The sequence below is a fragment of the Prevotella vespertina genome (genome assembly GCF_009728485.1).
In the GTDB taxonomy this organism is placed as follows: Bacteria; Bacteroidota; Bacteroidia; order Bacteroidales; family Bacteroidaceae; genus Prevotella; species Prevotella vespertina.
Window position 1 is genome coordinate 165968 of sequence record NZ_VVIQ01000005.1, and the last position, 20822, is coordinate 186789.

Consider the following 20822-nt stretch of genomic DNA (forward strand, 5'->3'; position numbering starts at 1 on the left):
TAAGAAAAACTCCTAAGCTATTTGCGAAAAGCTCTTAAGCTTTTTGAAGAAAACTCTTAAGCTTTTTGATAAATACTAGTAACCCTTCTGCAAAAAGTATAAAGCACTCAAGGGGAAGAATCTTCTTTTCTTCTTTCATTCTCTCAATCAAAGAAGATTTAGTAACTTTGCAGACATTAAAACGCAAGTTTATGGTTAAGAAGATTTTTAAGATAATACGTTGGGTATTTGCATTGGCTTTCATATCCTCCATATTGATGGTTGTTGCTTATCGATTCATTCCCGTTTATTTCACACCCCTAATGATAGGACGTTGCTTTGAACAAATAGGCAAGGGAGAAACTATAAAACTCTATCACCATTGGATATCTTTAGACGAAATGCCAAAGTCAATGCCTGTTGCAGTGATGGCTAGCGAAGATCAGCGTTTCTTGACACACCATGGTTTCGATTATCAGGCTATTGAGCAGGCGGCAGAAGAGCACCTTAAAAAGGGAAAGAAGTTACGGGGTGGCTCAACGATCTCACAACAAACAGCTAAGAATGTGTTCTTATGGCAAGGACGTTCGTGGTTAAGAAAGGGACTTGAAGTTTATTTCACTTTCTTGATAGAGACACTTTGGGGTAAACAACGTATTATGGAAGTTTACTTAAATTCTATTGAGATGGGTGATGGTATATATGGAGTACAGGCTTGCGCAGAACAGAACTTCGGTATGGAGGCAATGCAATTAAACCGTCGTGATTGTGCGTTGATAGCAGCAACGTTGCCTAATCCTCGTCGGTTCTCTTCAAAGAATCCTGGACCTTATATGTTGAAGCGAGTTAAGCAGATAGAGCATCAAATGACTTTCATTCCTGCTTTCCCTGAAGAACATTAGGCTTTTAAGGGTGAAGGTTGTAATTGTTTATTCACTTAGAGTTACTTTATATCACATCATATAGTTATAAATGACAGATCAAGAGAGAGAGGAACAAATCCTTGCTACATTAAATACTAGTCAGCGTGAAGCCGTAGAATATTGCACTGGACCTTCTTTAGTCATCGCAGGTGCTGGGTCGGGGAAGACAAGAGTTCTAACTTATAAGATTGCTTACCTACTGAGTAAAGGGTTGAAGCCTTGGAATATTCTTGCGCTAACTTTTACCAATAAGGCAGCAAGAGAAATGAAAGAACGTATAGCACAAGTCACATCTTTAAGGGATGCTCGACAGCTATATATGGGTACGTTCCACTCTATCTTTGCTCGAATCCTTCGAAGAGAAGGGGAGGTGATTGGTTTCAATGGTAACTTTACCATTTATGATGAAGCAGACTCTCGTTCATTGCTAAAGAATATTATCAAAGCCTTGGATCTCAATGATAAGATTTATAAGCCAGCGACGGTACATAATGTGATATCCAATGCAAAGAATCGTCTGATAACTGCCTCTGAATATGCAGAAGACCGTGCAGCGATAGAACGAGATAGAAGTGCAAAGATGCCTGCTATTAGTATGATTTACAAGGCGTATGAAGCGAGGTGTAGACAGGCTAATGCAATGGACTTTGATGATATCCTACTTTATACTTATATCCTCTTCCGAGATCATCAAGAAGTTAGGAATAAGTATGGAAAGCAGTTTGAATACATTTTAGTTGATGAGTACCAAGACACAAACTATGCCCAGGTAAGTATTATTAGTCAGTTGGCAGAGATACATAGACGTGTCTGTGTGGTTGGAGATGATTATCAGAGTATTTATTCCTTCCGTGGTGCAAATATTGATAATATCCTTGACTTTAAGAATAAGTTTGATGAGGCTAAGCTCTTTAAGTTAGAGCGTAATTATCGTTCAACTCAACTTATCGTACAAGCTGCTAATTCGCTGATGAAGCACAATGAACGCCAAATCCCCAAGAATGTCTATTCAAAAGAAGATGAAGGGGATAAGGTATTGTACAAACCTTGTTATAGTGATCGTGAAGAGGCAATGGTAGTTGCAAAAGAACTGAAGCGTATTAAGCACATGGATGATTGTGATTACAGCAACTTTGCCATCCTTTATCGTACAAATGCACAGAGCCGCGCCTTTGAGGATGAGTTTCGTAATCAAGGCATTCCTTATAAGATTATAGGTGGACTCTCTTTCTATCAACGCAAAGAGATTAAAGACATCATTGCTTATTTCCGATTAGTGACTAATCCTAATGACGAAGAAGCCTTTAGGCGTATCATTAATTATCCAACACGTGGTATTGGAGATGCGACAGTAAAGAAGATTATTGATTGTGCACAAATGAATGGAGTCTCATTATGGGAAACCATTATGGATTCCGTTACTCATGGGCTGAATGTGAATAAAGGTACGATGACCAAACTCTTTACCTTTAGAGCATTAATCAGCGAATTTATTAAGGATGTTGCACAAACAGATGCTTATACCCTCGGTTGTAAGATTATAGAAGAAAGTGGTATAAAGGCTGACTTGATGTTAGGGAGTGAGCCAGAAGACTTGGCACGTAGAGAGAACTTAGCAGAGTTCATGTCTGCTTTGCAAGGTTTTGTTGATACTAATCGTGAAGAGGGGAGAGAAGAGAATGTTTATTTGACGGATTACTTACAGGAGGTGGCACTCTATACTGATGCAGACAAAGAGGATGATAATGCGCCGAAAGTAACTTTAATGACAATCCATGCGGCAAAGGGATTGGAGTTTCCAACGGTCTTTGTTGTTGGATTGGAAGAAAACATATTTCCGAGTCCAATGTCATCTGATTCAAAACGAGGACTTGAGGAAGAACGTCGCCTTCTTTATGTTGCAATTACACGTGCAGAGCGTCATTGTATTTTGACAAATGCAAAGAATAGATTTCGCTTTGGAACGATGCAAATTGATTCTCCTAGTCGCTTCTTGAGAGACATTGATGCTTCGTTACTTCATGTGGAGGATAGTGCTTCAGGGTTATTGGGAGAGAATCGTCGCAGATTACCTTGGGATGAGGATACTAATGAGGGCTTTAGTAGTAATTGGAGAACTCGCTCTACTGATAACTTCCGTGAATATGAGCCTAATAAAGCCTATACGGGTAGTCGACCTTGGGGACAAGAGTATCATCAGTTAGGTTCTCGATATCAAAACTCTAACCCAGTCGCCAGTCAGTTTAGAGCAGATCCTAAACCGAAGATAACAGAACGTAAACGTCCTGAAGTAACTGTTGATCCATTGTCTGCACGTACTAAGCAGAGGTTACTTGCTGAGGGCGGAAATTTTAAAAGGTTATCTTCAGCTATGACGAATGGTGGTCGTACAATGCCTTCTACCGGAAATAGCAATGCTACATCCCTAAGCGTTGGAGCAACAATAGAGCATCAGCGTTTCGGAGTAGGGGAGATAGTTAGTCTTGAAGGGACAGGCGAGAATGCCAAAGCCACAGTTGACTTTCGTAATGCTGGTAGAAAGCAACTACTTCTTAAATTTGCCAAGTTTAAGGTTATCTAATCGTGATAACTTATTGGGGTCAAACACCTCGGTATAGGACTGAGGTACCCTAAGTATAAGACTAAGGTACCCTAAGTATAGGACTGAGGGTATTTCATAATAGAACTCAATTTTGTTTGAGGAATAACGAGGATCAAGAGTGTTTAACACTAATAAGTAAGGGTGTTAAACACTCTTCATCGTAAGTGTTTAACACCCTTTGTCAATAGTGTTTAATCTTTGCAAGTAACCTACTATCTAGTTCACCAGGGATAGTGGAATTAGAACAATATGCTCTCTTCACTTTATCCCTTTAATCAAAGAGGTTTAACTTGTTCTCTCTAGCTTTTTCTAAAGAAAGAATCTTCTGTTGTTGTTCTTTATAATTAGCACGCAATTTTTCATAGCTCTTATTTAATTCCTCGCAAAATGCTGGGCGTTCTGCCTCATTGAGCAAAGACGCTGCTATTGAAGGATTCACAGAAGCATCCTTTACCCAAACTACAGGAGCATCGTATAAAGGTGCTATCTTTAATGCAACATGTAACTTTGAAGTAGTAGCCCCACCCACCATGACGGGGATATGTAGACCTGCTTCTTTAAAAGCGATGACATCATTGACCATCTCATGCAAACTTGGAGTTATTAGTCCAGAAAGCCCTATCAAATCAACACATTCTTCTTTTGCTTTCTTTATAATCTTGTCAGCTGGAACCATTACGCCCATGTCAATCACTTCATAATTGTTACAAGCCATAACAACTCCAACTATGTTTTTGCCAATATCGTGAACATCACCCTTAACTGTTGCTAAAAGAACCTTACCAGCTGTAGCTTTCCCACCGACCTTCTCCTTCTCTATATAAGGTTGAAGAATAGCTACTGCGTCCTTCATTGTTCGAGCAGTCTTAACTACTTGAGGTAGGAACATTTTACCTGCACCAAATAAATCTCCCACCTCATTCATGCCACGCATTAATGGACCTTCAATAATGCTGACAGCATTAGGATACTTCTCTAATGCTTCGTGGATATCATCATTCAGATAATTTGAAATACCCTTGCGAAGTGCATATACTAATCTGTCTTCTAAAGAACTATTACGCCATTCCTCTTGTTGGTTAGATTCCTTGCCATTTTGTTTAAGAATATCCTTTTGAGCTAGAATCCTGTTAGCAAGTTCTATTAGTTTCTCGTCTGCCCCTTCTTCTCTATCAAGTACAACATCTTCGATAATCTTTAGCTCATCTTGTGGAATGTCTGCATAGGTAATCTTTGTCGCAGGGTTTACAATTCCAAAGTCCATACCAACTTGAATGGCATGATATAAGAAGACGGCGTGCATAGCCTCGCGGATATAATTATTACCACGGAAACTAAATGATAGGTTGCTTACTCCTCCGCTGATGTGAGCACCTGGTAAGTTCTTCTTTATCCATTCTGTTGCACGAATAAATTCAACAGCATAATTATTATGCTCTTTCATTCCAGTACAGATAGCGAGGATATTTGGATCAAAGATGATATCCTTTGCCTGTATTCCTACTTGCTCTGTAAGAATTTTATAAGCTCTACTCGCAATCTCTATGCGACGTTCAAAGCTAGTTGCCTGTCCTTCTTCATCGAAGCACATTACAACAACGGCAGCTCCATAACGCAAAACATCCTTCGCATGACGTATAAAGGTTTCTTCACCTTCTTTCAGAGAGATAGAATTTACGATAGATTTACCTTGTACACATTTTAATGCAGCAACAACAACATCCCAATCAGAGGAGTCGATCATTAATGGGACACGAGCAATCTCTGGTTCTGATGAAATCATGTTGACGAAATGAACCATCTCGTCTTTCGCTTCCAACAAACCATCATCCATATTAATATCGAGCACTAATGCACCATCATCAACCTGCTTGCGAGCTATTGTTAGAGCTTCCTCATAATTACGTTCTTTGATAAGTCGCAAGAACTTACGACTACCAGCAACATTACATCTTTCGCCGACATTGACAAAGGTTATCTCTGGAGTAAGTCGGAACTGCTCCAATCCTGATAGAATCATCTCTTTGGAGACAGGAGTAGGAACATGGGGCAACTTGTCTTTAACAATCTGTGTGTAGCCAGCAATGAATTCATCTGTAGTTCCACAACACCCTCCAATGATATTAACGAGTCCTTCGTCAACATAAGTTCGCATCTGTGGAACCATGATCTCAGTAGTCTCATCATATTCTCCCATTGAATTCGGTAAACCAGCATTGGGATAAATACTTATATAATAAGGTGCCTTAGATGCTAATTCCTTTATATAAGGGCGCATTTGTTCTGCTCCAAACGAACAATTTAAACCAACAGAGAAGATAGGATAAGATGAGATAGAAGCAAGGAAAGCCTCAAGTGTTTGCCCACTTAATGTTCGACCAGATAAGTCTGTAATTGTAACTGAAAGCATAATAGGTAAATCAATGCCAACCTTTCTCATCTCTGATAACGAAGCATCAATGGCAACCTTAGCATTTAAGGTGTCAAAGATAGTTTCTATCAGAATAGCATCAATACCACCTTTTATCATTGCCTCAACTTGTTCGCTGTAGGCATGGAAGAGAGTATCGTATGTAAGGTCACGCTTAGCGGGATCACTAACATCTGGCGACATTGAACAAGTTTTATTCGTTGGACCTATACTTCCAGCGACAAAGCGAGGCTTATTGGTTGTCGAATATTCATCAGCGCATTTACGTGCAAGTTTAGCTCCTTGCAAGGCAATATCATAAGAGAAATCCTCCATGTGATAATCAGCTTGTGATATGCGTTGAGCAGAAAAAGTGTTAGTTGAAATGATATCTGCTCCAGCCTTTAAATAACGGCGATGAATATCCTCTATAATATCAGGGCGTGTAAGGTTCAACATATCATTGTTACCCTGATAATTGAGCATTTGTAGAAGTTCAAGGTTACCACGGAAATCCATCTCCGTTAGTTTGTATCCTTGAATCATGGTACCCATAGCACCATCTAATATCAATATTCTTTCCTTTATGCTATCCCTTATCGTCATGAATTGTTTTTACTAATAATGTTTCTTTGCCCGATCCATCTCTCGTCGGTCTTCCTTTTCTTTCAATGTCTGTCGCTTATCGTATTCTTTCTTTCCCTTTGCCAAGGCAATATCAACCTTTGCACGTCCATTTTCATCAATGAATATCAGTGTTGGGATAATCGTGAAACCTGGTGTCTTTGACTCAGCCTCAAGATTACGTATTTCTTTACGTGTTAGTAATAGTTTGCGAGGACGTTTAGCTTCATGGTTAGCATAAGATCCATAGAAATAAGGAGATATATTCATTCCCTGAACCCACATCTCACCTTTATTTATATAACAAAAGGAATCTACTAACGATGCTTTCCCTGCACGAATAGATTTTATCTCCGTTCCTGTCAGAACAATACCTGCAGTGAATGTGTCTACAAAGAAATATTCAAATGAAGCTTTCTTGTTTCTTATCTGAACTGGTGATTTCTTTCTTCTATCTTGTTGCTCTTTGTTCATTGCTCTACCTTTACAAAATTATCTATATGGTCATCAATATAAGCCGCTATCATCTCACACCAGTGCTCCTCATTGACAATAAATTCATCATCAAACTCATCGAACTCTGGCATCTGCTCATACAAAGCCATAAAATCATCATCAGAGACAACTTTCTCTATCTCTTCGTGATATTTATCATAGAACTTCTTTGCATGCTTAATATGTGTATAAAGCTCCCTAATTCCCCAATTACGCATAGCAACGGAAAATGGATTCTTAAAGATGAAGGCACCATAACCATTATATATTAATTGAATATATCCACCTTCCATTACTTCTCGATGAAGATAACTCCAACCTAACAACGTAATTTGGTCAGCATTCAATTGAGCCATATTATCTTGTGTCAATTGTCCGCCAATAGCTGTATTAATGGCATCAATAAATATCTGGATAAAACTATCCATACCTTCTTCTACAGCTTTACGAATATCGTTATCTTTTACTCTTACATCTATCATATCAAAGCATTTCTAATATTATTGTATGCAAAGATAATATATTTTTCTTGATTACCTTCTATCGTAGAATTTATATTCCACTGGGATATTTAAAAAAGAAAAGTCTGCCCAATTATCATGAGCAGACTTTATGATTTTATACTTGTGTATATAATTATTCCTCTACTGGAGAAAAATCATCTTTACCTACGCCACAAAGTGGACATACCCAATCATCAGGAATATCCTCAAAAGCTGTTCCTGGTGCTATACCGCTATCTGGATCACCAACCTCAGGGTCATAGATATAACCGCAGGTCTCACATTCATACTTTTTCATAATGCTTATAATATTAAAAATCTTTATTTATAAATTATCGAGCACAAAGATATAAGTTTTTTGCAATAATTACAAGATTATATAGTTAAAATTGTATATCTGTGCGTTATTTCTTCCTATATTCTGGTCTTAATTCTACCTTAGGTACTTTCAAAGTATCACCTGCTTCCATAGAATTGCAACCATTAAGCACTTGGAAATAGCCAATCATATCCGCACCTAAAGTCTTACGACTAATACTTGCCATCGTTTGTCCTTTCCGTAATACAATCACACGATCTACACCAATAATATTATAAGCACCATAACGAATGCGGGCATCATTATTCATTTCGGCATACGAATCGTCTCTTTTTTCTATTTTCTTTATTATAGTGGTATCTTTCTTATTATCTTCCTGAATGACTTTGACACCATTGTCGACCTTTTTCTTTGGAGATTCCACTTGCTTTGTGGCAACTTCTTTAGCAGGTTTCGATAAATTAATACCACCTGACTTTATCCATAGGAAAACTCCTAAGCAAATAATAACAATAACAGCGATAACGGCTACCAATTTCAAGATGCCATTCTCTTTGTTATCGACATAACTTTCTATATCCGAATCCGAGTCTTGTGGTTCTTCTTTCGGAGCCTCTTTAATCTTTTTGACTTCTGTCTTTAGATGTTCAACTGAAGTTGCTTCTTGACGGGGCTCATCATTCTCTAATCTTTCAACCTTTGAGTCTGGATTATTAGTTGGTTCTTCTACTATAGCTTCCTCTTTAGAATCTATTTTTTCCGTATCTGATGACCCTCCAACTTCTTCTTTCTTTTCATCCTTTGGATATAGCTCCTCTTCAATAACATTAGGAATCTCTTTGAGTTGTTCTTCGTTCTTTGTTATTGTTTCATCCTTTGGGGCAGACTCTTCTGGAGAAGATATTGTCTTTTCTGGTTCTTCTATTGTTTCTGATTTAACAGAATCTTCCACAATTTCCCTATCATTAGACTCAGTTGGAATCTTTTCCAGTTCTTTTGTATCTACGCCATCATTAATAACAACAGTTTCAAATTGTGAGAAAGGCTTATTTACCAATTCTTTCATTGCGGCATCGGGAGTGAAAGAAATCTTATCATGTCCTTCAATCAAGACACGTTCTCCTGTATTCACATTGACGCTCTCACGTGGTTTAACACGTTGGACCTTGAAGGTTCCTAGACCTTTAATCTTAACTTGATTACCCTTTTTGAGTTCTTCACTGATAATTGCAAAGAAACTATCAATGAATGCAGAGCTATCAGCAGCAGAGAGATTATATTGCTTAGCCAATGCACTAGCAATAATTTGTATTACAGTTCTAGCCATTCTCGGTTCCTCCCTTTCTTACTTGACCTTTAATTGTTGCTGCAGGCTTGAAGTTTAGCACCAATTTAGGGGGTACTAACATTCGTAAGCCTGTTGAAGGATTTACCATTACACGCTCTAAACGTTTCTTTACTTCAAACGTTCCAAAGCCAGAAACAGGTACTGCATCGCCTGTTTCAAATGATTTTGCCATCTGATCAATAACAGCTTTTACCATTTTCTGACTCTCGTCTTGTGTATGCCCTGTCCTTGATGCTAGTTCTGCTATGAACTCTTTATTATTCATTCAATATATCTTTTTAGAATCCAAAGAAGAAAACTTAAAATTGGATTATAAATCTTTATTCAACAACTTCACCAAATAAATCAAATTCATCAGAATTTGTAACACGAACATTATAGAATTCCCCAATATTCAACTGCTTTTTAGATGCTGGAATCAACACCTCTGGATCCACTTCTGGAGAACAATATTCCGTTCGTCCTATATAATATTCGCCTTCTTTACGATCAACTATCACTTTAAAGACTTTGCCAACCTTCTCCGCTTCTAGCTCTTCCGATATTCCTTGTTGAATCGCCATCAGTTCATCCAATCGTTGTTGTTTCACATCTTCAGGAACATCATCCTTATAATGTGTGGCACTATAAGTTCCTTCTTCCTCAGAATAAGCAAATGCTCCCATGCGTTCAAAGCGAGCTTCAGTAACAAACTCTTTTAATTCCTTGAAATCTTCTTCTGTCTCACCTGGGAAACCAACAAGTAATGTTGTACGTAAGTGAATACCAGGTACTCGGCGTCGAATCTCTTGGATAAGATTTATGGTTTCTTGCTTGGTTACATGACGGTGCATGCGAGTAAGCATATTGTCTGAGATATGCTGGAATGCAATATCAAGATACTTACAAACATTATCTTTCTTTGCAATGACATCCAATAAATCAAGTGGGAACTGATTAGGATAAGCGTAATGAAGTCGGATCCATTGCACACCTTCTATATCTGCCATCCGTGATATAAGCTCTGTAATATGGTGCTTTCCATCAAGATCCACCCCATAATAAGTAAGTTCCTGCTCTATAATCTGGAACTCTTTTACCCCTTGTTTAACAAGTTCCTTCACCTCATTCAATATTTCATCTATAGGACGAGAATGATGTTTGCCCGTTATTAAAGGTATTGCGCAATAAGCACAATGACGATCACAGCCCTCCGCTATCTTCACATAAGCATAATGGCGTGGAGTTGTTAGGTGGCGAGTACCATCACAAGAGGGGATACTTGCCTTTCCTAAATCCGTCAATAACTGCTTATAATTAAACTTACCATAGAATTTATCTACTTCAGGCAATTCTGCTTCCAATTCATCTTTGTAACGTTGTGAGAGGCATCCCATAACGTAAAGGCGATTGAGCTGACCATTCTTCTTGCGATTAATAAATTCTAGTATGGTATTTATACTCTCTTCTTTTGCAGATTCGATAAATCCACAAGTATTAATGACCGCAATTTCACCCTGCGGACGTTCTGCATCGTGTGTACAATGATAACCATTTTCTTCAAACTGCTTCATGATAATCTCAGAATCAACAAGATTCTTTGAGCAGCCCATGGTCACAATATCTATTTGATTTTTCTTCATTCGCATATAGCAAAGCCTATTACTATTTGAATAGACTATCAACAAATTGGGTCTTATCAAAGAGTTGCAAATCTTCCATTCCTTCGCCCAAACCGATATATTTTACAGGAACCTTTAACTGATCACTAATACCTATCACAACGCCTCCCTTAGCCGTTCCGTCCAATTTGGTAATTGCGAGGGATGTTATCTGTGTAACAGCAGCGAATTGACGAGCCTGCTCAAAGGCATTTTGCCCCGTACTTCCATCAAGAACTAGCAAAACTTCATGAGGTGCTTCAGGGACAACCTTCTTCATTACGTCCTTAATCTTCTTTAGCTCGTTCATCAAGCCTACTTTATTATGCAATCGCCCAGCTGTATCTATAATCACAACGTCGGCACCATTTGCCTTGGCGCTCTGCAAAGTATCAAAGGCAACACTTGCAGGATCGGCTCCCATCTGCTGTTTAATAACAGGAACTCCAACGCGGTCGCCCCATATTTGAATCTGTTCTACAGCCGCCGCACGGAATGTATCAGCCGCACCGAGATAAACTTTCTTGCCAGCTTGTTTAAATTGATAAGCAAGTTTACCTATGGTTGTCGTTTTTCCGACACCATTTACTCCAACAACAAGAATAACATATGGATGTGTATCCTCGGGTAAAGTCCATTCTACCGAATCTCCAGAATTATTTTCTGTCAGTAATTCCGTAATCTCTCCTTTCAGAATTTCATTCAATTCGCTAGTAGAAACGTATTTATCTCTTGCTACACGATCTTCGATTCGATGGATGATTTTAATCGTTGTGTCCACACCAACATCTGAAGAAACTAGAATTTCCTCCAGATTATCTAGTACTTCATCATCCACTTTCGACTTTCCTGCAACGGCACGCGCTAGCTTCGAGAAAACATTTTGCTTTGTCTTCTCAAGTCCTTTATCTAGTGTTTCTTTCTTCTTCTTGCTAAATAATCCAAATAATCCCATACTCAATTAGCTAATTTGATGTTGCAAAGATAATAAAAAAAAGGAGAACAAACAAATTAAATGGATTACTAACAGAGTGAGTAATCTCGATTAAATCGTGTATTGTAGTGTTGTGTTTGCCGAAATGGTTAGTAGTTTCTAGCTCAAACGTAATGAGTTGTTCTGTAATAATATATTATCATTTTAGTTATCTCTATTTGCGTTATTTGGAAACGTGGCTTGATTTCCTCTCAAATATGCAAATTATAGGATTGTTTTTCTATGCCATTATAAGTAAAAGATAATCAGGGAGTTATGGCTTTGATAGTTCTTTTTTATCAGAAAATACTATTGTTTTAAGTAAATTTTACCATCATTTTACTCAAAAATAGCGATGATTTCGATGAAAAATAACTATCGTTTCGAAGAAAAAGTACTATCGTTTTACCCAAAAAGTACTATCGTTTTGTCAAAAAGATACCTTCGTTTTTTTTAAATCTAATATCCGAGCTGAATTTTTCTGATTTTATTTGTTTTGTTTTTCTAGATTCGTTGCGTCAATAAACAGTATTTTGTAAACTTATATGATTGTTTGATACAAATTGATAGTAGCCATTGATATGCTATTTTCTTAGCACTTATGGACTTGTAAGTCGAATAAATTTTACTAATTGGCTATAAGAATCGTGGTAAAACAATAGTTTTTTTATACACCTTATATATTATAAGAGCGTAAGCAATAAGCCTTTGTAAGCTCATTCGGAAAGGAAGAAATCGCCTGTGGTTAGTAAGTTAATAGAACAATCGTCTATACATTCTCATGGTTTAATCGATTCCTATCATCTAAAAAGGAACTGATTTATTTTGTTTTATCTTTGAATTATAGTACTTTTGCACCAAATTAATTAGACGGATATGCAATTAAAGAAGAAGAGGTGGCATTGCCTTCCAGGGCAAGAGCCAACCGAAATGGATTTAAAGATAATGGCGTTTGAGAAACAAGGCAAGTTGGTTCCTACTCGCGATATGATAAAGACGCCTGAGCAGATAGAAGGTATCCGCAAGAGTGGAGTAGTGAATACGGGTTGTTTAGATGCCGTTGCAGAGGCCATTCATGTAGGAATGAATACGCAGGAAATAGATGATATTTGTATGCAATATTGCAAAGATCATAACGCCATTCCTGCTTGTTTGAATTATGAAGGTTATCCTAAGAGCGTTTGTACTAGTATAAATGAGGTTGTTTGCCATGGTATTCCAAAGAAGGAGGATGTTCTTCAAGAGGGCGATATCATCAATGTTGATATGACAACGATTGTAGATGGTTATTTTGCCGATGCAAGTCGTATGTTTATTGTAGGCGGTAAGACAACTCCAGAGAAGGAACGCTTGGTTCGAGTAGCTAAAGAATGCCTTGAAATTGGTGCAGAAGCCGCAAAACCTTATTCTTTTGTTGGTGATATTGGTCATGCAATTCAAAAGCACGCAGAGAAGAATGGTTATGGCGTTGTGCGTGATTTGTGTGGTCATGGCGTTGGAATTGAGTTCCACGAGCAACCAGATGTTGTTCATTATGGGCATAAAGGAACAGGAATGTTGCTAGTTCCTGGTATGGTATTTACCATCGAACCAATGATTAATATGGGTACATGGAAGGTATTTATTGATGCTGATGATCCATATGGTTGGGAAGTAATCACAGGTGATGAGAAACCTTCAGCTCAATGGGAGCATACATTCGTTATGACCGAGCATGGACTGGAGATATTAACTCATTAAAGAAGTTTGCGAAACAATGGAAGATATTTATATATTAGGCATTGAAAGTAGTTGTGACGATACGAGTGCTGCTGTATTGAAGAATGGAATCATTCTCAGTAATGTGACCGCTTCGCAAGAAGTTCATAAGGCTTATGGCGGCGTTGTACCAGAATTAGCCTCAAGAGCACATCAACAAAATGTTGTTCCTGTAGTTGATCAAGCTTTGGCTCGCGCTGGAATAACGAAAGAACAGCTATCTGCTGTTGCTTTTACACGTGGTCCGGGTCTTATGGGAAGCCTCTTAGTTGGTGTTAGCTTTGCAAAAGGATTTGCACGTTCCTTGAACATTCCTTTGATAGATGTCAATCATTTACAAGGACATGTTATGGCGCACTTCATAAAAGAAAGTGAAGATGACAACCATATGCCTCCTTTCCCCTTTATCTGCTTATTGGTTTCTGGTGGAAACTCACAGATTGTTAAGGTGAATGCTTACAACGATATGGAGGTTTTGGGGCAGACTATTGACGATGCTGCTGGCGAAGCGATTGATAAGTGCTCTAAGGTTATGGGATTAGGATACCCTGGTGGTCCTATAATAGATAAGCTCGCTCGTCAAGGTAACCCCTTAGCATATAAGTTTGCAGAACCAAATGTGCCAGGCTTTGATTACTCTTTCTCAGGTTTGAAGACTTCTTTCTTATATAATATGAGGAAGTGGGTTGAAGAAGAACCTAATTTTATAGAGAATCATAAAGAAGATATTGCTGCAAGTCTCGAACATGCCATTGTAGACATCCTAATGAAGAAACTTCGTTTGGCTGTTAAACAAACGGGAATTAAGCATGTTGCTGTCGCAGGTGGTGTGTCGGCTAATAATGGTTTGCGTAATGCTTTCCGTGATCATGCGGAGCGTTATGGGTGGACAATCTATATTCCGAAGTTCAGCTATACAACAGATAATGCCGCAATGATAGCAAGTGTTGGCACATTTAAATATAGAGATAAAGACTTTACTCAGATTGATGTACCAGCATTCAGTAAAGTAACCTTTAAGTAATAACAAAATAGAATACCCTATACAATAAGATTATGGATTTTGAAAGTAAGATCATTTCTCGCCAAATCGGCGATATCCTTTATGCATCTGGTTTAACTATTGGTACAGCAGAGAGCTGCACTGGTGGTCGTATTAGCGAAGCAATCATGGCAATCCCTGGTTCTTCTGATTATTATAAAGGTGGCGTTGTCGCCTATACTGACGATGTTAAAGAGAGATTATTGCATGTCTCTCACGAAACATTAGAGCAATATACAGCAGTATCAGAAGAAGTCGCTCGTGAAATGGTGTTAGGAACGATTGATACTATTGGTGTAGACTTTGCAATTGCCTCTACGGGATATGCTGGTCCTAGTGGTGGTACAGCTGAAGCGCCAGTTGGTACAATCTGGCTTGCTTATGGAAATAAAGATGAGGTAAGAACTTTTAAGCTCACAGAAGACTTTGGACGTGATATTAATCTTGCCATAGCAACCAATAAAGCTATCCGCTTAATGCTTGATTTCCTGAATGATATGGACATAAAGTCCGAATAATACTGCAAAAAAGCTTAAAAACAGTAATTAACTTTGCTAAAGTTTTGCTCATTTGAAATCTTTTTGTAATTTTGCATCCTGTTTGGAATAGGTATCAATTAACGAATCACAAAACAAAGATAGAAATGTCTAAGATTTGTCAAATCACAGGAAAGAAGGCACAGCTAGGTTGTAATGTGTCTCACTCAAAGCACCGTACAAAGAGAAGCTTTGATGTAAACCTCTTCAGCAAGAAGTTCTACTATGTAGAAGAGAGTTGCTGGATTGAGCTGAAGATTAGTGCTGCTGGTCTTCGTCTTATTAACAAGGTAGGTCTTGATGCTGCTCTTAAGCAGGCTGTATCAAAGGGTTATGTTGACTGGAAGGACATTAAGGTAATAGGAGACTAAATATCATGGCAAAGAAAGCTAAAGGAAACAGAGTCCAAGTTATCTTGGAATGTACCGAGATGAAGAATAGCGGTATGGCTGGTACAAGCCGTTACGTGACTACAAAGAATCGTAAGAATACTCCAGAGCGTCTTGAGCTTATGAAGTATAATCCTGTTTTGAAGAAGATGACTCTTCACAAGGAGATTAAGTAAGCACGCACTGAATAGTAAAGTTAATAGTTAAAACGAATAGACTATGGCAAAGAAAGCGGTCGCTACCCTCCATGAAGGTTCTTCGGATGGTCGCGCATATTCAAAGGTAATCAAGATGGTTAAGAGCCCAAAGACGGGTGCTTATATTTTTGATGAGCAGATGGTTCCTAATGAGGACGTCAAAGAATTCTTTAAGAATTAATTCTTATAAAGATATAAATAAAGAAGGTTGTAGATTTATTCTACAACCTTTTTTTGTTTAACCTTATTTACTTCAATAATGAATGAAAAAGTGAGGACTACATAAATAAATGTAGTCCTCACTTCTTATAATTGGTTGTCGTTTTAAATTGACTTGTAACCTTTCGTACTATTGCGAGCAAGCAGATCTTTAAGGTTCAGTTCTTTATTACCATTAGCTTCGTAAGCCTCTCTCATCTCTTCTTCCCCTTCAGCTTCAGCTTCAGAGTGAGTGAATGTAATACTTCTGTTTTTAAGTTCTGCGATTGCCCAAGCTATCAATGCAATAGCAAGTAGTGCAACCAGTCCTATCATTGGAGTTGTCATAATTGATTTGTTTTAATTTTCTAATGCAAAAGTACATTAAGTTTCGGAAAGCACCAAATAATCTATAGCTTTTCAGTAACTTTGCAGCATTAAACCAAAAGGATAGAGATACGATTGGCTTTAAGATAAGAGATCGTATAAAGTCTCAGTTACTTTATGCTGCCAGCTGTATTGACATTGGGATGTACTAAAACATAATATGACAATGAAGAGAATCTTTTTATGCTCATCGTTTGCAGATGTTGCTTCAATCCTATTGGAGTTTGTTCCCACTCCATTGGAGGGTAAGACTATTGCATTTATTCCTACCGCTAGTATTTATGATGATTACACACAATATGTAGATGATGCCAAAGCTGCTCTCGTTTCTCTTGGACTTATCATTAAGGACTTAGAGATTACACAATATAGCACGACAGAGATAGAAGGAATCTTAAATGATTGTGATTATATATATGTTTCGGGTGGTAATACATTCTTTCTCATGCAAGAATTAAGAAGAACTGGCACAGACAAGTTACTAATTGATCAAATAGAGAATGGTAAACTATATATAGGTGAATCAGCAGGAACAATGATACTTGCTTCTAATATAGAATACGCCAAAGATATGGATAATCATCTTGAACAAACACCTGGTTTTACAGACTTTAGTGGGCTCGGGGTCATAGACTTTTATCCTATCGTCCATTACAACAGTTTTCCTTTCGTGGAAGCTACAAAGAAAGTTATTCAAAAGAACAAACATCTATCCTTGAAGATTATAACTAATAAGCAAGCGATTACGATAATAGACGATAAAGTAAGTATAAAAGAGAATAAGTAGAATCGGTAAAGACTTATGGTCTACGCTACAAAATTCTATAAACCATATTATAATAGAATGACAAGAAAAGAAAGATATGATTATGTACTAAGTTACTTTCGAAAGCATACTGGTCATGTGACAACTGAACTTAACTTTGGCTCTGCGTTTCAGTTGCTTTGTGCTACATTGCTTTCTGCTCAATGTACAGATAAAAGGATTAATGCGATTACACCAGAATTATTCCGACATTATCCAGATGCTAAGACGATGGCTAAGGCAAGTGTTGAGGATGTCTTTGAATATGTTAAGAGTGTTTCTTATCCTAATTCAAAGGCAACGCATTTGGTAGATATGTCAAGGATGTTGGTTGAGAAGTTTAACGGGGAAGTTCCTTCTACTCCAGACGAGCTTACACAGTTACCAGGTGTTGGACGCAAAACCGCTAATGTCATACAAGCTGTTTGGTTTGGAAAGCCCACCTTAGCTGTAGATACGCATGTTTATCGTGTTAGTCATCGGTTGGGCTTAGTACCATCAACAGCAAATACTCCACGTAAGGTTGAGGATTATCTGATGAAGAACATCCCTACGGAAGAGGTTTCTGATGCACATCATTGGATATTACTTCATGGGCGTTATGTTTGTAAGAGTGCTAAGGCAGATTGTGAACATTGTCCTTTTGACGAGATATGTCCAAAGTTGATGAAAGATAGCAAGTTGTAAATCATTTATTAGTAGTTAAGGGGGAGAACAAAAAGATTATGAACACAAAGAAGATCATGCACTTCCTGAAGGGAATTGCTGCAAATAACAATAGAGAATGGTTCCAAGAACATAAGGCAGAATATGATGCTGTAAAGGATGATTTTGAAAAAGGTGTAGAGCAGATAATAGCCCAACTATCCACCTTTGATGACGAAGTTGCTCATCTTACAGCGAAAGATTGTACTTATCGTTTCTATCGTGATATACGTTTCTCACCCGATAAGAGTCCATACAAACGTCACTTAGGGGCTTACATCTGTGGACATGGTAGAAAGGCATTGCGTGGTGGTTATTATATCCATCTCCAACCTGGTAACTGTTTAATTGCAGTAGGTTGTTATTGGTTGCCAACGAATATCCTAACATCATGTCGTAATGAGATTATGGCAAATATAGATGAATGGCGAAAGGATGTTGAGAATGACGAATTTATTAGTCTATTTGGACGTCCTAACCAGGGAGAATGGAGTGATGATAAAGTAAGTGAGAAAGGCTTTGGACTAGCAGCTTTAAAGACAGCTCCTAAGGGCTTCCCTAAAGATTATGAGTATTTACACTATTTACGTATGAAAGATTATTGTTGTTGGGTATCCGTTCCTGATGACTTCTTTAATGGTGATAGTTGGCATAAAGAGCTAGAACACATCTGCAAGACAGGTAAACCAATGATGGACTTTATCAATACTGTGGTTGATGATTACGAGTAATATTATCTATCGATAATCATAAAAAAGAGATATAAGAAAGCATTTACTTACTTATATCTCTTTTTCTTTCTATCTGTTTAAGCAGACTTACAATAGTTCTTCTATCTGCTTAGCAATATTCTCAATCTTCTCTGTTGGTTCAAAGCGTGCAACGACTTGTCCTTTCTTATTAATAAGGAACTTAGTGAAATTCCATTTAATATCCGCTTTTTCCTTGTAATCAGGATCAGTTTCTGAAAGCATTTTGTCAAGGATAGGGTAGAGTTCATGTGATTCATCCCAACCAGCGAAGCCCTTTTGTTCCTTCAAGAATTTGAAAAGTGGATCAGCGTCATCACCATTTACTTTCACCTTCTTGAACCTAGGGAATTCCGTCCCATAATTTAGTTTGCAGAACTCATGAATACTTTCATCAGTACCAGGAGCTTGCTGTCCGAACTGGTTACATGGGAAGTCAAGAACCTCAAAGCCCTTTGCATGGTATTTCTCATAAAGTGCTTCCAGTTGGTCATAGGTTGGTGTGAAGCCGCATTTGGTAGCTGTATTAACAATTAGCAGTACCTCGTTGGCATACTCTTTCAATGATACTTCCTTACCTTTTCTGTCCTTGACAGAGAATTCATAAACTGTTCTCATTTCTTGTTTGTTTTATCTTCTGCTTTTAATAAGAAACTAAATTATTATGTGTTGCAAATGTACTAATTTTATTTGTTTCTCCCTGCATTGTTTAAAAGTTTTTATGCCTAATTCGTTAAAACGTGTCGATATATGTCCAGAAAGGATGATAGGGATTTCCCTATTACCAAATAGTGTATTTACATTAAGATTATTAGTTAATTGCTGTACTTTTGCATCAAACAAGTAACAGAAACTATAATATTAAAAGATAAGCTTATGAAACGAATTGCGAAATTATTCTTAGCCCTTGCAGTAGTTGCAAGTCCTATGCTTTTTACAAGTTGTGATGACTATGATGATAATGGTTATTACTATTACAACGATTTAGTTAGTAGTGCAGTACGCAATTATCGTTATGACTATCCTAATGGTTCCGACTATTACACAGCTTATAACTGGTTCTATGTTCATTATCCAGAAGCCTATACCAATGAGTTCTATGCTTTCATGGATGCTATAGGCAGTAGCCGTAATGCTTATTGGAACAGCTATAATAACGGCAATTATAACTGGAATAACAATTACAATAACCAGTACAATTCCTCCAATAATCAACTAGTTGCAGAGGCTCAAACACTAACAGGTGAATGGGAAGGTGACATTGTTTATGAGTACACTAATGACAAAACTCACCAGCGTGTGCGCGATCAATTTACAGCTAACATGAAGTTCTTCCAGTATGACTCTTCTACAAGTTCTTTAAGTGGTAATGGCGTTGAAGTTGATACTAACTCAAAGGGTGAAACACAAACGCTTAACTTCTCATGGTATGTGAACAATGATGGTAGCATTTATATCAAATATACCAAGACAGGTACTATATTCGTATTGGATAAGAATAAAGGAAATGACGGCTTCCACTTAGGTTACGAACAGGGTAAAGGTTATGACACCTTCTTCGGTACAGGTTATAGTACAAATACCACAGACGTTCTCAAACTCGATCTTGCACGTCAGAGACCTGCTTCTGCTAAGGCTAGCACACTCTCTACAAGAGTTGCAAGTCAATACACCTCATTTGGTAAGGCAACTCAGAACGATTTTGCTAAGTTCAAGACAGATGCAGTTAGTCGTCTACACGAGAGATAATAGCAGTAGAATCGCTTTTCTATAGCTTCATATATATTAATTAGAATCCCTCTAACTGAGAAGTTAGAGGGATTCTTTGCTTCAATAAATTGTTATAATTGTTTGATACACTTTCTTTTATGACAATTTTTTTGTACCTTTGCAGCCGTTTGACTTCATTGTTGGAATGGAATCATACGTATGATTGGAAGTGAAATGAAGAAAAGTATTCAATTTTTAAAGGATTGGACCTTACCTGTATCGATAGCCACTGGTGCAGTATTATATCTCCTCTTTGCGTTTATCCCTGCATTGGACAACGCATCGAGCATCCTTGCTCCAGTCTTCAATGCTATCCTTCCCTTATTTATGTTCCTTGTCCTTTATGCTTTCTATGTCAAAAACCTCCAATATTTCTTATTTTAACTATTTATTTAACAATTACACTTTGTGTTGCCAAACAGATATTGTCAGGTTGATACATACAACCAGTTCTGACCATTGCAGTTATA

The 20822-nt window shown here is 37.7% G+C and carries 22 protein-coding genes and 1 pseudogene; 13 read left to right on the forward strand and 10 right to left on the reverse strand.

The window, feature by feature from the left end:
* Positions 1-191: 191 nt before the first annotated feature.
* Both mtgA and F0475_RS06470 read left to right on the forward strand, forming a co-directional pair.
* A complete protein-coding gene (gene mtgA, locus F0475_RS06465; protein WP_155715976.1) occupies positions 192-881 on the forward strand; it encodes a monofunctional biosynthetic peptidoglycan transglycosylase in 690 nt (229 codons plus the stop codon).
* Positions 882-951: 70 nt separating this feature from the next.
* Positions 952-3483: an ATP-dependent helicase gene (locus F0475_RS06470; protein WP_155715977.1), complete on the forward strand. Its 2532-nt coding sequence runs from the start codon at positions 952-954 to the stop codon at positions 3481-3483.
* Positions 3484-3775: 292 nt separating this feature from the next.
* On the opposite strand, the gene metH is transcribed toward F0475_RS06470, so the two are convergent.
* From metH to ftsY, 8 genes are all read right to left on the reverse strand, one after another.
* Entirely contained in the window at positions 3776-6520 is a 2745-nt protein-coding gene (metH, locus tag F0475_RS06475) for a methionine synthase (protein ID WP_155715978.1), read from the reverse strand.
* A gap of 12 nt (positions 6521-6532) precedes the next feature.
* The gene (gene smpB / locus F0475_RS06480; protein ID WP_009434065.1) at positions 6533-7012 is read right to left on the reverse strand and encodes an SsrA-binding protein SmpB; all 480 of its coding nucleotides are present in this window, start codon (positions 7010-7012) and stop codon (positions 6533-6535) included.
* Entirely contained in the window at positions 7009-7515 is a 507-nt protein-coding gene (locus F0475_RS06485) for a DMP19 family protein (protein WP_155715979.1), read from the reverse strand. The genes smpB and F0475_RS06485 overlap by 4 nt, the downstream gene beginning before the upstream one ends.
* Positions 7516-7669: 154 nt before the next feature.
* Positions 7670-7834 (reverse strand): rubredoxin, encoded by a 165-nt coding sequence (rd, locus tag F0475_RS06490; protein WP_009434060.1) that lies wholly within the window; start codon positions 7832-7834, stop codon positions 7670-7672.
* Between the two features lie 106 nt (positions 7835-7940).
* Entirely contained in the window at positions 7941-9182 is a 1242-nt protein-coding gene (locus tag F0475_RS06495) for an HU family DNA-binding protein (protein WP_155715980.1), read from the reverse strand.
* Complete coding sequence (locus F0475_RS06500) at positions 9175-9468, reverse strand: HU family DNA-binding protein (RefSeq protein WP_004383583.1); 294 nt, start codon at positions 9466-9468, stop codon at positions 9175-9177. The genes F0475_RS06495 and F0475_RS06500 overlap by 8 nt, the downstream gene beginning before the upstream one ends.
* A gap of 55 nt (positions 9469-9523) precedes the next feature.
* Positions 9524-10825 carry a 30S ribosomal protein S12 methylthiotransferase RimO gene (gene rimO / locus F0475_RS06505; RefSeq protein WP_155715981.1) on the reverse strand — a complete coding sequence of 434 codons (1302 nt, stop codon included), beginning with the start codon at positions 10823-10825 and terminating at the stop codon, positions 9524-9526.
* Between the two features lie 22 nt (positions 10826-10847).
* Positions 10848-11798 (reverse strand): signal recognition particle-docking protein FtsY, encoded by a 951-nt coding sequence (gene ftsY, locus F0475_RS06510; protein WP_155715982.1) that lies wholly within the window; start codon positions 11796-11798, stop codon positions 10848-10850.
* An 894-nt stretch (positions 11799-12692) separates the two neighbouring features.
* Between ftsY and map the strand changes: the two genes are divergently transcribed.
* The 6 genes from map to F0475_RS06540 all read left to right on the forward strand — a co-directional run bounded on the left by map (position 12693) and on the right by F0475_RS06540 (position 15919).
* Positions 12693-13556, forward strand: coding sequence for a type I methionyl aminopeptidase (gene map, locus F0475_RS06515; protein WP_155715983.1), 864 nt, complete (start codon positions 12693-12695; stop codon positions 13554-13556).
* A 16-nt stretch (positions 13557-13572) separates the two neighbouring features.
* Positions 13573-14598: a tRNA (adenosine(37)-N6)-threonylcarbamoyltransferase complex transferase subunit TsaD gene (tsaD, locus tag F0475_RS06520; RefSeq protein WP_155715984.1), complete on the forward strand. Its 1026-nt coding sequence runs from the start codon at positions 13573-13575 to the stop codon at positions 14596-14598.
* A 32-nt stretch (positions 14599-14630) separates the two neighbouring features.
* Positions 14631-15134, forward strand: coding sequence for a CinA family protein (locus tag F0475_RS06525; RefSeq protein ID WP_155715985.1), 504 nt, complete (start codon positions 14631-14633; stop codon positions 15132-15134).
* A 125-nt stretch (positions 15135-15259) separates the two neighbouring features.
* Positions 15260-15523, forward strand: a complete 264-nt coding sequence (gene rpmB, locus F0475_RS06530) for a 50S ribosomal protein L28 (protein WP_009434212.1) — start codon at positions 15260-15262, stop codon at positions 15521-15523.
* Between the two features lie 5 nt (positions 15524-15528).
* On the forward strand, positions 15529-15717 hold the full coding sequence (gene rpmG / locus F0475_RS06535; RefSeq protein WP_004383676.1) for a 50S ribosomal protein L33: 189 nt from the start codon (positions 15529-15531) through the stop codon (positions 15715-15717).
* Between the two features lie 43 nt (positions 15718-15760).
* Positions 15761-15919 carry a DUF4295 domain-containing protein gene (locus F0475_RS06540; RefSeq protein ID WP_004383675.1) on the forward strand — a complete coding sequence of 53 codons (159 nt, stop codon included), beginning with the start codon at positions 15761-15763 and terminating at the stop codon, positions 15917-15919.
* A gap of 143 nt (positions 15920-16062) precedes the next feature.
* On the opposite strand, the gene F0475_RS06545 is transcribed toward F0475_RS06540, so the two are convergent.
* A complete protein-coding gene (locus F0475_RS06545; RefSeq protein WP_009434161.1) occupies positions 16063-16284 on the reverse strand; it encodes a hypothetical protein in 222 nt (73 codons plus the stop codon).
* A gap of 205 nt (positions 16285-16489) precedes the next feature.
* On the opposite strand from F0475_RS06545, the gene F0475_RS06550 reads away from it, so the two are divergent.
* Genes F0475_RS06550 through F0475_RS06560 form a run of 3 tightly spaced genes read left to right on the forward strand, consistent with a single transcriptional unit; the run spans position 16490 to position 18564 of the window.
* Entirely contained in the window at positions 16490-17110 is a 621-nt protein-coding gene (locus F0475_RS06550; RefSeq protein WP_234422972.1) for a Type 1 glutamine amidotransferase-like domain-containing protein, read from the forward strand.
* Between the two features lie 57 nt (positions 17111-17167).
* Positions 17168-17815 carry an endonuclease III gene (gene nth / locus F0475_RS06555; protein WP_155715987.1) on the forward strand — a complete coding sequence of 216 codons (648 nt, stop codon included), beginning with the start codon at positions 17168-17170 and terminating at the stop codon, positions 17813-17815.
* Positions 17816-17853: 38 nt separating this feature from the next.
* Positions 17854-18564, forward strand: a complete 711-nt coding sequence (locus F0475_RS06560; RefSeq protein WP_009434121.1) for a DUF2461 domain-containing protein — start codon at positions 17854-17856, stop codon at positions 18562-18564.
* Positions 18565-18651: 87 nt separating this feature from the next.
* Here F0475_RS06560 and F0475_RS06565 read toward each other — a convergent pair whose 3' ends face one another.
* Entirely contained in the window at positions 18652-19200 is a 549-nt protein-coding gene (locus F0475_RS06565) for a glutathione peroxidase (protein ID WP_004383670.1), read from the reverse strand.
* Positions 19201-19458: 258 nt separating this feature from the next.
* On the opposite strand from F0475_RS06565, the gene F0475_RS06570 reads away from it, so the two are divergent.
* Together F0475_RS06570 and F0475_RS06575 are read left to right on the forward strand one after the other, a co-directional pair.
* On the forward strand, positions 19459-20331 hold the full coding sequence (locus tag F0475_RS06570; RefSeq protein WP_155715988.1) for a hypothetical protein: 873 nt from the start codon (positions 19459-19461) through the stop codon (positions 20329-20331).
* Between the two features lie 195 nt (positions 20332-20526).
* A pseudogene (locus F0475_RS06575) lies at positions 20527-20712 on the forward strand (transporter); the annotation flags it as partial.
* Positions 20713-20822: the final 110 nt, after the last annotated feature.